Here is an 11,730-nt window from a genome sequence, read left to right as displayed (position 1 = left end):
CAGCCTAACCGCGCGAACGACGGATTTACAACGTTGTACCAACGATGTAAATCTGGCACCGTCCTAATGAGTGACATGGGTCACCGCGACCCTGTGCTCGACTTCCCCGAGGAGCGATCGATGTCCCTGCCCATCCGCCGCACCCTGCTCCTGGTGACCGGCCTCGCGCTCGCGCTGCCGGCCTGCACCAGCCGCGAGAACCAGCAATCCGCCCCGTCGGGGGCGGGACCGGCCGCTTCGGCGGCGCCGAACCAGGCCGCGGGGCCGGGATGCGCCCGCGAAAAGATCGGCTATCCGCAGGTGGACGTGAAGAACGCGGTCATCGGCTTCTCCCAGTCGGAGAAGGAGGCGAACCCGTTCCGGATCGCCGAAACGCAGTCCATCAAGGACGAAGCGACGAAACTCGGTGTCCCGGCGGACAAACTCCTGGTCACCAACGCGCAGAGCGATCTCAACAAGCAGGTCAGCGACATCAAATCGTTGCTGGACAGGGGCGCGCAACTGCTCATCGTCGCCCCGCTGAACTCCGACGGTCTTCAGCCCGCACTTGACGCGGCGAAGGCCAAGAAGGTCCCGGTCATCACGATCGACCGCAAGGTGACCTCGCAGCGGTGCTCCGACTACCTGACCTTCATCGGCTCCAACTTCGTCGAGCAGGGTAAGCGGGCGGCGCAGGAGATGGTGAAGGCCACCGGCGGCACCGGCAAGGTCGCGATCCTGCTCGGCGCGTCCGGTAACAACGTGACCACCGACCGCACCAAGGGTTTCAAGGACGAGATCGCCTCGACCGCGGGTATCCGGATCGTCGCCGAGCAGACCGGTGAGTTCGACCGGTCCAAGGGCCAGGCGGTCATGGAGCAGCTCATCCAGAGCAACCCCGAGATCACCGCCGTCTACGCCGAGAACGACGAGATGGGCATCGGCGCGGTCACCGCGCTCAAGGCCGCGGGCAAGACGCCGGGCAAGGACGTCAAGATCGTCTCGATCGACGGCACCCGCAACGCGGTCCGGCTCATCGCCGACGGCAGCTACAACGCGGTGATCGAGTCCAACCCGCGCTTCGGCCCGCTCGCCTTCTCCACGTTGCAGGATTTCGCCGCGGGCAAGGAGATCCCGCCGACCGTGGTGATCTCCGACGACCAGTACGACTCGGCCAACGCGGCGCAGAAGCTCGGGAACGCGTACTGACGATGGAACCGGTTCTCGAGGTCGAAGGCGTGACGAAGACGTTCGCCGGGGTGCACGCGCTCGACGACGTGTCGTTCGCGCTGCGGCCGGGCGAGGTGCACGCGCTGGTGGGTGAGAACGGCGCCGGCAAATCGACGCTGATCAAAGTGCTCACCGGCGTGCACCGGCCGGACTCCGGCGTGATCCACGCACGGGGCGTGATCTCCACGATCTACCAGGAGGTCAACCTCATCCCGCTGATGAGCGTGGCGAGCAACGTGTACCTCGGCCGCGAGCCGAGGAAGCGGTTCGGGCTGGTGGACTGGGCGCGGATGAACGCCGGCGCGGCGGCGCTGCTGAAGGACTACGGCATCGACGCCGACGTCCGCCGTCCACTCGGGACACTCGGTGTCGGCGCACAGCAGATGGTCGCACTGGCCCGCGCGGTGTCGGTCGACGCCGACGTCGTGATCATGGACGAGCCGACCTCTTCGCTGGAACCGCGCGAGGTCGAGACGCTGTTCGAGGTCATCGGCAGGTTGCACGAACGCGGGATCGCGATCGTGTACGTCAGTCACCGGATGGACGAGCTCTACCGGATCTGCGACCGCGTGACGGTGCTGCGGGACGGCAAGCGGATCCACACCGGACCGCTCGCGGACCTGCCGCGGCTGGAACTGGTGTCGATGATGCTCGGCCGCAGTGTCGGCGACATCCGCTCGCACGGGGCGACGGCGTTCGAGGGCGACCACGAGGCGGGACGGGAACCGGTGCTGCGCGCGGAGAAGCTCACCAGCGGCAACCGGCTGGGCGGGGTCTCGGTGGAGATCAAACCCGGCGAGATCGTCGGCCTCGCCGGGCTGCTCGGCTCCGGAAGGACCGAGACCGCGCGGGCGATCGTCGGCGATCTGCCGTTGTCCGGTGGCACCGTTCTCGTCGGGGGAAGGCAAGTGCCGCAAGGGAACGTGGCGGCCGCGATGCGCGCGGGCATCAGCATGCTCGCCGAGGACCGCAAGACCGAAGGGATCATCCCGCATCTTTCGGTGCGGGAGAACATCGTGCTCGCCGCGCTGCCGAAGTTGTCCCGCTTCGGCCTGGTGAGCCGTGCCCGGCAGGACAGGATCGTCGACACGTTCGTGAAACGCCTCCGGATCAAGGTGTCCAGCCTCGATCAGAAGGTCGCCGAACTCTCCGGCGGCAACCAGCAGAAGGTGCTGCTGGCCCGCTGGCTGTGCACCGAACCGAAAGTGCTGCTGCTCGACGAGCCGACCCGGGGCATCGACGTCGGCGCGAAGGCGGAGGTGCAGGCACTGATCGACGAACTCGCCAAAGACGGGCTCGCCGTCCTGCTGATCTCGTCGGAGATGGAGGAACTCCTCGACGGCGCCGACCGGCTGATCGTGCTCAAGGACGGCGCGGTGGTCGGGGAACTGGTGGGGGAGCAGCTCACCCAGGACCACGTACTGGCCGCGATCGCTTCGGGAGGCGCGGATGGCTAGCACCCGGCAGAGAACAGAGGATCCGGGAAGCTCCATGACGGACACGGCGAAAACGGTCGACCGGACCCGGGTGGCGCGGTGGCTGCAGGAGTACGGCGTGTACGTCGCCGTCGTCGCGCTGGTGCTGTTCAACATCGCGTTCACGGCGAACTTCCTGACCGTCGGGAACTTCCGCACCCAGCTCATCCAGGCCGCGCCGGTGTTGGTGGTCGCGCTCGGGATGGCGCTGGTGATCGGCACCGAGGGCGTCGACCTGTCGGTGGGCGCGGTGATGGCGCTGTCGGCCGCGCTCGTCCCGCTGTATCTCGGTTACGGGACACTGCCCGCGGTCGCCGTCGCCCTCGCCGCGGGGTTGGCGGCGGGGGCGTTCAACGGTGTTCTCGTCGCCAGAGTCGGGATCCAGCCGATCGTGGCGACACTCGCCTTACTGGTCGGGGGCCGCGGCCTCGCGCTGGTGCTCGCCGACGGCCAGCTCATCCAGCTGCACGACGAGACGTTCCTCGCGCTCGGCAACGGCGAGGTGCTCGGGATCCCGGTGAGCGTGCTCATCGCGGCCGTCCTGGCGGTGCTGGTGGCGGCGGTGGTCGGGAAGACGGCGTTCGGCAGGCGGCTGGTCGCGATCGGCGGCAACCGGCGGGCCAGTGTGCTCGCCGGGCTGCCGGTCAACCGCGTTCTCATCGGCGTGTACGCGATCTGCGGGCTGCTCGCGGCGCTGGCCGGGGTGCTTTCGACGGCACGGCTCGGCGCCGGCGACCCCGCGGACGCCGGATTGCTGATGGAACTGTCCGCGATCACCGCGGTCGTGGTCGGCGGCACCCCGCTGACCGGCGGCCGCGTCCGCATCCTCGGCACGGTGATGGGGGTGCTGCTCATGCAGCTCGTCCGCGCCACGCTCATCAAGCACAATCTGCCGAATTCGACCGCGCAGATGGTCCAGGCCGCGATCATCGTCGGCGCGGTGTACGTCGCACGGGAACGGAGCAGCCGATGACCGCGGCGCCCCCGATGGCCGCTCAGGACTCCACCCGGCGCGAGCTGATGACCGGAGTGCTGCAGAAACAGGGCGCGGCGATCGCGCTGGTGCTCATGGTGGCCGTCGCGTGGCTGCTGTTCCCGCGTTTCGGCAGCTTGGACAACCTGCGCGACATCGCGTTGCAGAGCTCGTTCCTCGCGATCATCGCGCTCGGGATGACGTTCGTGATCATCACCGGCGGGATCGATCTGTCGGTGGGTTCGGTCTACGCGCTCGGCGGGGTCCTCGCCGCCTACGGGTCGCAATGGGGTTTCCTCATGGCGCTGCTGCTGCCGCTGGCGGTGTGCGGGCTCATCGGGTTGATCAACGGGCTTCTCGTCGCGAAGACCGGGATGGCGCCGTTCATCGTCACGCTGGCGTCCCTGCTGTTCGCACGAGGGTTGCTGCTCGCGATCACCAGCGAGGGCGCGACGACGTACAAGATCCCGGAAGGCGAGGCGTTCGTCGAACTCGGCCGCGGCACGATGTTCGGCTTCGGCTACCCGGTGTTCATCGCGGCCGCGCTGTGCCTGGTCGGCGGGCTCGTGCTGCGGCGGACCCGGTTCGGGCAGTCGGTGTTCGCCACCGGCGGCTCGGAGCAGTCCGCGAAGCTGATGGGACTGCCGGTGGCGCGTACCAAGGTCACCGTCTATGTGACGAGCGGCGTTCTCTCCGGGCTCGCGGGAGCGCTCACCGCGGCCTATCTGCAATCCGGCGTCACGGTGATCGGGGTCGGCCTCGAACTGGACGCCATCTCCGTCGTCGTCATCGGGGGCACCCTCCTGACCGGCGGAATGGGCACGATTCTCGGAACTGTCATCGGCGTAGGCATCCGAACGGTGATCCAGAACGTAATCAACCAGATAGGAACACTCGACAGCAACTACCAATCGGTGGTCAGCGGCGCGTTCCTGCTGGTGGTCGTTGTTCTGCAGCGGTCGCTGGCCCGCACGACCGCCCGGAGATAGGGAGATCGCATGCACCGAAGAACCGCGCGCGTTCTGAGCGTCGTAACCGGTCTGCTGGCCGCCGCGACGACACTCGTGCCCGTCGCCCGAGCCGCCCCCGTCCCGCTGCCCACCCCGTGGACCGACCAGGTCTCGCCGTCGAACGCGCTGCCCGAGTACCCGCGCCCACAGCTGGTGCGCTCGGAATGGCTCAACCTCAACGGGACCTGGGGTTTCACCGGTGCGCCGAACCTGAACTCGCCACCGATCGGCAGGCCGCTGAGCGAGAACGTCCTGGTGCCGTACCCGATCGAGTCGATGCTTTCGGGGATCAAACGGCATGAGGACAACATGTTCTACCGCCGGACGTTCACCGTTCCGTCCACTTGGGACGGTCGCCGGGTGAAGCTCAACTTCGGCGCCGTCACCTGGGAGACCAGGGTGTGGGTCAACGGGACATCGATCGGGAGCCACACCGGCGGTTTCGACGCGTTCTCGTTCGACATCACCCCGGCGCTCAAGGCTGGGGAGAACGAGATCGTCGTCGGCGTCGCTTCGCCGGTCGACGGCAGCCGGTACCCGGTCGGGAAGCAGCGGAAGACCCCCGGCGGCATCTTCTACACGGCGGCTTCGGGCATTTGGCAGACCGTCTGGCTGGAACCGGTCCGGGCCGAGCACATCACCCGGCTCGACACCACCCCCGACGTCCCCGGTGGCGCGCTCGACCTTGTCGTCCAGGGCACTCCAGGGCAGCAGGCGACCGCCGAAGTCCTTTCGGGCGGTCAACTGGTCGGCACCGCGAGCGGGACGGTGGGTTCGCGCCTCCGGATCCCCGTGCCGAACGCGCGACTGTGGTCACCGGACGACCCGTTCCTCTACGACCTGCGCGTGCGGTTGCCGGGAGGCGACGTCGTCACCGGCTACTTCGGGATGCGCTCGCTGGGCAAGGCGATGGTCGGCGGCGTGCTGCGGCCGCTGCTCAACGGCAAGTTCGTCTTCCAACTCGGCACGCTGGACCAGGGATACTGGCCGGACGGGGGCTACACCGCGCCGACCGACGAGGCACTGCGGTTCGATCTCGAACGTCAGAAGGCGCTGGGCTTCAACATGGTCCGCAAGCACATCAAGGTCGAACCCGCGCGGTGGTTCTACCACGCCGACCGGCTCGGGCTGATGGTCTGGCAGGACATGCCGTCGCTCGACTCGATCGACGAAGTCCCCAACGGTCACGCGAACTTCGAATCCGAACTGCGGCGGATGATCGAGCAGCACAAGGGCATCACCTCGATCGTGCAGTGGGTCCCGTTCAACGAAGGCTGGGGAGAATACGACGCCGAGCGCATCGTGGATCTGATCCGCTCGATCGATGACACACGGTTGATCAACCACAACTCCGGGTCCAACTGCTGCGTGTCCGATCCGGATCCGGGCAACGGTGACGTGATCGACGACCACGCGTACCAGGTCTCGACCGGGACGCGACGGCCGGACGCGCGGCGGATCGCGGTGCTGGGGGAGTACGGCGGCCTCGGCAGGCAGGTGACCGGTCACGAATGGGAGCCGGGCAAGGGTTTCGCGTACGGCGCGCTGTACCCGGACGAGACGTCGCTGACGAACCGGTACGTCGAGATCACCAAACAGGTCGGGCGGTTCGTGCACGGCCGCGGACTTTCGGCCTCGGTCTACACCGAGCCGTACGACGTCGAGAACGAGGTGAACGGCTTCTACACCTACGACCGACGCGTGCTGAAGATGACCGAGGCGCGGGTGCGCGAGATCAACCAGAAGGTGCTCGCCATCGCCAAGGGCACCGAGGTGGGCAGGGGCGAACTCGTGTCGTTGCGGGTCACCACGGCCGGGTACACGGATCGCTATCTGCGGCACCAGGACGACTTCGTCCGGACCGATGTCCTGGGCGAAGGCAGCGCGGACCTCGCCAAGAAGGACGCGACCTTCTGGGCCCGGCAGGGGCTGGCCGACGCGTCGTGCCTGTCGTTCGAATCGCGGAACTACCCCGGGCACTTCCTGCGGCATTCGTCTTCGCGGATCCGCAAGGACCCGAACGACGGATCGGCCCTGTTCGCCGGGGACGCGACCTTCTGCGCGAGGGAAGGCGCCGGCGGCACGGCGCTGGAGTCGTTCAATCAGCGTGGCGCCTACCTCCGTCACTACGCCGAGACCGTCTATCTCGCGCGCAGCGGTGGGGCGAATCCGTGGGACACCCCGTCGAGCTTCGCGGCGGACACGACGTGGGCGGCTTCGGTCCCGCTCTGGCGCAGCGGCGTCGATCTGCCGCTGGACCAGGCGCGATCGTTCAAGGTGACCACACCCGGCTTCACCGACCGCTTCCTGCGGCACCGTGACGGTCTCGCGCGGACGGACGTGGTGAACGCGTCGAGTGCGGCACTGCTGAAGGCGGACGCGACTTTCGTCGTGCGGCGCGGACTCGCGGATCCGTCGTGTTACTCGCTGGAGGCGCGCAACTATCCGGGCCAGTTCCTGCGGCACGCGGACTTCCGGGTACGGCTGGGCGGAAACGACAACACCGATCTGTTCCGGAAGGACGCGACGTTCTGCGCCCAGCCCGGGACCGGCGGCGTCCGGTTGGCTTCGGTCAACGAACTTGGCACGAATATGCGGCACTACGCCGAGTACGTCTACGTCGCCGCCAGCGGTGGGGGCCACCCGTTCGACAACCCGGTCTCGTACGACCAGGACGTCAGCTGGGCGGTCTCCGCGGCCTGGATTCCGTAGCGGATCTCGAGAGGAAGGACCGCTAGTACCTAGTACGCACTACCTGTGCGCGGGTGGCGGTCTCGCGTGACTGGATGGACGACACACGTGATCAGAGGGACGACACACGTGTCCAGCCGGACGACTCGCGGGCGGAACCCGGCCGCGCGCGTGTCGTCCATCCAGATACGCGTGTCGTCCGACCAGTCACGCGAAACCGCCGGTTGGCTCCGGAAGACGGTGAGCACCACTCAGTCTCGGACGAGCGGCCGGCCGACTGAGCGAATGATCCAAAGCCACTTCTTCCGCGAAGATCGTCACCACCGGCCCTGGATCCCTTCTTCGATACTCCCGGTAACCTTGCGCCCATGACCGGCCCGGACACACCCGCCTCCTTCAAGCTCGCGTACGTCCCCGGCGTGACGCCCTCGAAGTGGGTCCGGATCTGGAACGAGCGGTCGCTTGACGTCCCGCTCGAACTCGTCCAGACGACCGCGGCCGAGGCCGCCGCGCTGGTCCGGGAGCGCGAGGTGGACGCCGTCCTGCTGAGGCTCCCCATCGATCGCGAGGGTCTGCACGCGATTCCGCTCTACACCGAGACGACCGTCGTGGTCGTCCCCAAGGACCACTTGGTCGCCGCCGCGGACGAGGTCTCCGTCGACGACATCGCCGACGACGTCGTGTTGCACCCGCTCGACGACACACTGGACTGGGCGCGGCCACCGGGGAAACCCGCGCTGGAGCGCCCCGTCACCACGGCGGACGCCATCGAGCTGGTCGCCGCCGGTATCGGGCTCCTGGTCGTCCCGCAGTCGCTCGCGCGGCTGCACCACCGGCGTGACCTGACCTACCGTCCGATCTCCGGCACGCCCGAATCCGGCGTCGCGTTGTCCTGGCCGGACGAAGAAACCTCCGACCTGATGGAACAGTTCATCGGGATCGTCCGCGGCCGGACCGTCAACAGCACTCGGGGGCGGCAGCAAGCCCCGGAGAAACAGACGCCCGAGAAAAAGGCGCCGGCGAAGAGCAAGCGCCCCCAGACCGCCGGCCGGAAACCGCAGCCTGGGCAGCGCGGGGCACCCAAGGGTGGGAAGCGTGGCAAGCCCCGTCGTCGCGGTTAGCGCCTGCGGTCGCCCCTCACAGGCCGGACTTGCGAAGTCACTTTCGACGTTGTGGAAGTGGCTTTCGCAACACCTGCGGCGCGGCGAGTTCCGGCGCGGTCAGCTCTCGCGGCGGGCGGCCTTGACTCGCGCCTCTTCCTTGCGGACTTCGGCGTGGGTCTCGCGTTCCCGCTCCAGCCAATCCGGGGCGGCGGTCTTGATCTCTTCGATCTGCTCGGTGGTGAGGGCGTCGGTGATCCCGCCGCGCGCCAGGCCGCTGATGGAGATGCCCAGCTTCGCCGCGATGACCGGCCGCGGGTGCGGCCCGTTGCGGCGAAGCTCCCGCAGCCACTCGGGCGGTTCGGCCTGCAGCGCGTTCAGCTCGTCGCGGGAGACGACACCCTCCTGGAACTCCGCCGGGGTGGCCTCCAGGTACACACCCAGCTTCTTCGCCGCTGTCGCGGGCTTCATCGTTTGAGGGGTCTTGTGCGACGTCATTGCCTCAGGGTAACGAGCGGCCCGGGCACCGCCGATCACACCCGGTGATCAGCCCTCGGCCTGGTCTTCGAGAAGGTTCGGCAGCGGACGACGCGGCTCGCGGACGTCGGCCGGCCGCCGCCGGTGATCCAGACGGTCACCACGCTCCACCGCGGCAGACACGTCCCTGCCCCCGGTACTTGCGCGACGACCTGACCGTTCAGGAGGGGAGGGGACTGTCCGGATCGGGGCCTTGCAGCGTCAAGTCCGCGTCATGCCCGGACAGCCAGGCGTCGAGCGCCTGCTTTCCCGCGAAGTCCGGCACCACGGCCACGGTTCCGCACCCACGACCAGGGAACCGTCAGCCGCCCTTCGCCGGGAGGGACACGACACCGAATGCGGTGAGCATCCCGGCCGCGGCGACCGCGGCGAGGACGACCCAGGCGATCGGATGCCCGAGATTGAGCGTCCAATAGGTCCCGACCCGTCGGTGCACCAGGAGCGCGGGGTCGTTCCGATTCAGGTAAACCATCCCGGCGGCGTGCCAGTGGCGATCGTCGTCGCGTTGTTCGTACCGGGTCTCCGGTTCGTCGCCGGTGGGTGACAACCGGTGCCCGGCGTCGCCTGCCCGGATGGAGAAGACCGTCCACGCGATGAAGGCGGCGAGGAGGGGCAGATAGCCCACGATCGTCGTCGGCACCGTCGTCTCGACGACCCCCCAGAGCTGGAGCGAGACAACGAGCATTGTCGCGTTGACACAGCCCGCGGAGATCAACAGCAGGCTGAGGACCCCGTGCAGGTACTCCCTGTACCGCGAAACCGACGCCGACGGCTGTGCGGCGTCGACCTCGGGCCGGGCCCGTGAGATCGCGATGGTCAGGGGCGGGATCAGCACGACGACCAGGGTCTGCGCCAGGACCATCGAGAAGTTCGTCGTGCCCTTCAACAAGCCGAGGACCGCCGTGACTACGGCCAGCAGCACCGCCGGTGCCAAGAGAATCCACTGTGGACGGACTGGGTCGGAGCGCAGTGAGGTGTCGGCGGTGACCGCCTGCCGGGTCCCGGCGTACCAGCCCTCCTCGCGTTTCGCCGCGGTGATCGAACGACTGGCCAGACCGCCGAGCAGCGAATAGGCCACGAAGAGACCGACCAGGACGATTTCGGGTGCGAGCCGGTCGATGAGGACGACGACGCCGGCGACAACCGCACCTGCCGCGATCCCCCGGTTGTAGCGGCGGCGCGCGAGCAGGATGACGGCCGCCCCGGTGCGCCGGGCCGGAACCCGGACGCCGAAGGGAAGGGTCGGCCGCGCCAGCGTGGGTGCCGAGGCGAAGGCGGCCGCGGTGAACGCGATCAGGGCCAGATTCAGCCAGAGCGGTCCGGTCATCGCCGGACGCTCACGGCGAAGGAGCCCAGCACGGACTCGCACCGGCTGGTCACTTCGCGCGGGCCCACGCCGAGAGCGACGGCTTCGGCGAGCAAGGTGTGAAGCCGTTCCTGCCATTCGTCCGCGTAGCCGTCCTCCGCCGGACCGGAGGACGCGTCACGCCGGACGACCGCGCCGGTCTTGCGGTTGATGCGGATGAAGCCCTGCGTCCGCAGCAGGTCATAGGCCTTGTTGACGGTGTGGAAGTTGATCCCGAGATCGGCGCCGAGCTGCCGGGTGGAGGGCAGGGCGCTGCCCTCGGCCAGCACGCCGTCGGCGACGGCTTCGACGATCCGGTCGCGGATCTGCTGGTAGATCGGCACCTCGCTGTCGAGGTCGAGAGTCAGCAACACCAGGCAAGGATATCTGCTATACACTTGCTATAACAACTACATCAGATGGCTATGGAGGAAAGGCGGTCACGATGGCGACGATGGACATCACCGAAGGCGGAGTACGGGTGAGGTTCTCGGCCTGGGAGCGGCTGGCCGTGTGGCGCGACGAAGTGGTCGTTCCGCGGGCGGCGATCAAGGTCGTCGAGCGCGTCGAAGCACCCGTGCGACGGACGCGCGGGGGCCGGGCCGGGGTGCTGATCAGCGGAGTGCTGAAGGTGGGCTACTGGGGGCTCGGCACGGGAATTCGCCAGCTGGTGTCGGCCCGCAGGGGTGTGCCGGGGCTGCGGATCGAGATCGATCGCGGGGTCGCCGGACTCCCGTTCGACGAGGTGCTCGTCAGCGTGCCGAACGCGGCGGAACTCGCCGACGCGCTCGCGCCGAGCAACGCCTAGAGGTAGTCGAAGAACCGGTCCCACCACGACGGCGGCCGGTCCGGAGGATAGAGGGCGTCGAAGCCGCTTATCCCGGTGTACTTGGTCCATAACGGGTGTTCGGAGACGGGCAGGTAGCCGAGCGCTTCCAGCTCGTCTTCGACCTGTCTTCGGACCCGTGCCGGGAAGTACTCCCGTTCCTCGTCTTCGTCGTAGCTGCCCGGATTCCCCAGCGTCACCGCGACGAGGCCGCCGAAATTGCTGACCGTGACGGTCACCTGGTCCTGCGCGGAGGCCGCTTTCGCCGGGATCACGATCCTGCCGAGGTGGCTGGCGTCCTGGACATGACGGTCGACTTCGCAGACGCAGCCGAATCGACGGCCGAGTCGTTCGGCCAGTCGCTCGAATCGAACCCGTTCGGCCGGTCCGTCGAAGTCGTGCGGCACCTCCCAGTGGCCGGGTTCGTCCAGCTCTCGCAGCATTGCCCAGGTCTGCTGTTCGTCGAGGGGCATCGTCGCCTCCCGGCCTCGGGTGGTCTAGTCCACATACCGAAATGACCTTAGCCAGCCGCATCCCGCGCGGACAATGGTGGGACGAATTCTG

Annotated in this window: 11 protein-coding genes; 7 read left to right on the top strand and 4 right to left on the bottom strand. The window is 68.0% G+C overall.

Annotated elements, in window-relative coordinates:
• The first annotated feature begins 120 nt into the window (after positions 1–120).
• The 6 genes from ACZ6DT_RS11580 (at position 121) to ACZ6DT_RS11555 (ending at position 8,479) form a co-directional block, all read left to right on the top strand.
• The gene (locus tag ACZ6DT_RS11580; protein ID WP_465592336.1) at positions 121–1,188 is read left to right on the top strand and encodes an ABC transporter substrate-binding protein; all 1,068 of its coding nucleotides are present in this window, start codon (positions 121–123) and stop codon (positions 1,186–1,188) included.
• Positions 1,189–1,190: 2 nt separating this feature from the next.
• A complete protein-coding gene (locus tag ACZ6DT_RS11575; protein ID WP_465592333.1) occupies positions 1,191–2,666 on the top strand; it encodes a sugar ABC transporter ATP-binding protein in 1,476 nt (491 codons plus the stop codon).
• 34 nt (positions 2,667–2,700) lie between these two features.
• On the top strand, positions 2,701–3,657 hold the full coding sequence (locus ACZ6DT_RS11570; RefSeq protein ID WP_465592330.1) for an ABC transporter permease: 957 nt from the start codon (positions 2,701–2,703) through the stop codon (positions 3,655–3,657).
• Entirely contained in the window at positions 3,654–4,646 is a 993-nt protein-coding gene (locus tag ACZ6DT_RS11565) for an ABC transporter permease (RefSeq protein ID WP_465592327.1), read from the top strand. The genes ACZ6DT_RS11570 and ACZ6DT_RS11565 overlap by 4 nt, the downstream gene beginning before the upstream one ends.
• A 9-nt stretch (positions 4,647–4,655) precedes the next feature.
• The gene (locus ACZ6DT_RS11560) at positions 4,656–7,379 is read left to right on the top strand and encodes an AbfB domain-containing protein (RefSeq protein WP_465592324.1); all 2,724 of its coding nucleotides are present in this window, start codon (positions 4,656–4,658) and stop codon (positions 7,377–7,379) included.
• Positions 7,380–7,726: 347 nt separating this feature from the next.
• Positions 7,727–8,479, top strand: coding sequence for a LysR family substrate-binding domain-containing protein (locus ACZ6DT_RS11555; RefSeq protein WP_465592321.1), 753 nt, complete (start codon positions 7,727–7,729; stop codon positions 8,477–8,479).
• 99 nt (positions 8,480–8,578) lie between these two features.
• On the opposite strand, the gene ACZ6DT_RS11550 is transcribed toward ACZ6DT_RS11555, so the two are convergent.
• From ACZ6DT_RS11550 to ACZ6DT_RS11540, 3 genes are all read right to left on the bottom strand, one after another.
• Entirely contained in the window at positions 8,579–8,929 is a 351-nt protein-coding gene (locus tag ACZ6DT_RS11550) for a DUF5997 family protein (protein ID WP_465592990.1), read from the bottom strand.
• Between the two features lie 367 nt (positions 8,930–9,296).
• Positions 9,297–10,322 (bottom strand): DUF1648 domain-containing protein, encoded by a 1,026-nt coding sequence (locus ACZ6DT_RS11545; protein WP_465592318.1) that lies wholly within the window; start codon positions 10,320–10,322, stop codon positions 9,297–9,299.
• Complete coding sequence (locus ACZ6DT_RS11540; RefSeq protein WP_465592315.1) at positions 10,319–10,714, bottom strand: GntR family transcriptional regulator; 396 nt, start codon at positions 10,712–10,714, stop codon at positions 10,319–10,321. Before ACZ6DT_RS11540 ends, ACZ6DT_RS11545 begins: the two co-directional genes overlap by 4 nt.
• An 80-nt stretch (positions 10,715–10,794) precedes the next feature.
• On the opposite strand from ACZ6DT_RS11540, the gene ACZ6DT_RS11535 reads away from it, so the two are divergent.
• Complete coding sequence (locus ACZ6DT_RS11535) at positions 10,795–11,148, top strand: hypothetical protein (protein WP_465592313.1); 354 nt, start codon at positions 10,795–10,797, stop codon at positions 11,146–11,148.
• Here the strand turns inward: ACZ6DT_RS11535 and ACZ6DT_RS11530 are convergent.
• The gene (locus tag ACZ6DT_RS11530) at positions 11,145–11,639 is read right to left on the bottom strand and encodes a hypothetical protein (protein ID WP_465592312.1); all 495 of its coding nucleotides are present in this window, start codon (positions 11,637–11,639) and stop codon (positions 11,145–11,147) included. The two genes, ACZ6DT_RS11535 and ACZ6DT_RS11530, sit on opposite strands and share 4 nt — an antisense overlap.
• Positions 11,640–11,730 lie beyond the last annotated feature (91 nt).

This window comes from Amycolatopsis sp. NPDC041971 (assembly GCF_055588925.1).
This window is presented reverse-complemented; position numbering and strand designations above follow the sequence as displayed.

What these genes read in the sequence shown, in the direction of transcription:
- ACZ6DT_RS11580 (WP_465592336.1), top strand. Translation starts at nt 121, where the DNA reads ATGTCCCTGCCCATCCGCCGCACCCTGCTCCTGGTGACCGGCCTCGCG.
- ACZ6DT_RS11555 (WP_465592321.1), top strand. Translation starts at nt 7,727, where the DNA reads ATGACCGGCCCGGACACACCCGCCTCCTTCAAGCTCGCGTACGTCCCC.
- ACZ6DT_RS11550 (WP_465592990.1), bottom strand. Translation starts at nt 8,929, where the DNA reads ATGAAGCCCGCGACAGCGGCGAAGAAGCTGGGTGTGTACCTGGAGGCC.
- ACZ6DT_RS11570 (WP_465592330.1), top strand. Translation starts at nt 2,701, where the DNA reads ATGACGGACACGGCGAAAACGGTCGACCGGACCCGGGTGGCGCGGTGG.
- ACZ6DT_RS11545 (WP_465592318.1), bottom strand. Translation starts at nt 10,322, where the DNA reads ATGACCGGACCGCTCTGGCTGAATCTGGCCCTGATCGCGTTCACCGCG.
- ACZ6DT_RS11565 (WP_465592327.1), top strand. Translation starts at nt 3,654, where the DNA reads ATGACCGCGGCGCCCCCGATGGCCGCTCAGGACTCCACCCGGCGCGAG.
- ACZ6DT_RS11535 (WP_465592313.1), top strand. Translation starts at nt 10,795, where the DNA reads ATGGACATCACCGAAGGCGGAGTACGGGTGAGGTTCTCGGCCTGGGAG.
- ACZ6DT_RS11575 (WP_465592333.1), top strand. Translation starts at nt 1,191, where the DNA reads ATGGAACCGGTTCTCGAGGTCGAAGGCGTGACGAAGACGTTCGCCGGG.
- ACZ6DT_RS11560 (WP_465592324.1), top strand. Translation starts at nt 4,656, where the DNA reads ATGCACCGAAGAACCGCGCGCGTTCTGAGCGTCGTAACCGGTCTGCTG.
- ACZ6DT_RS11530 (WP_465592312.1), bottom strand. Translation starts at nt 11,639, where the DNA reads ATGCCCCTCGACGAACAGCAGACCTGGGCAATGCTGCGAGAGCTGGAC.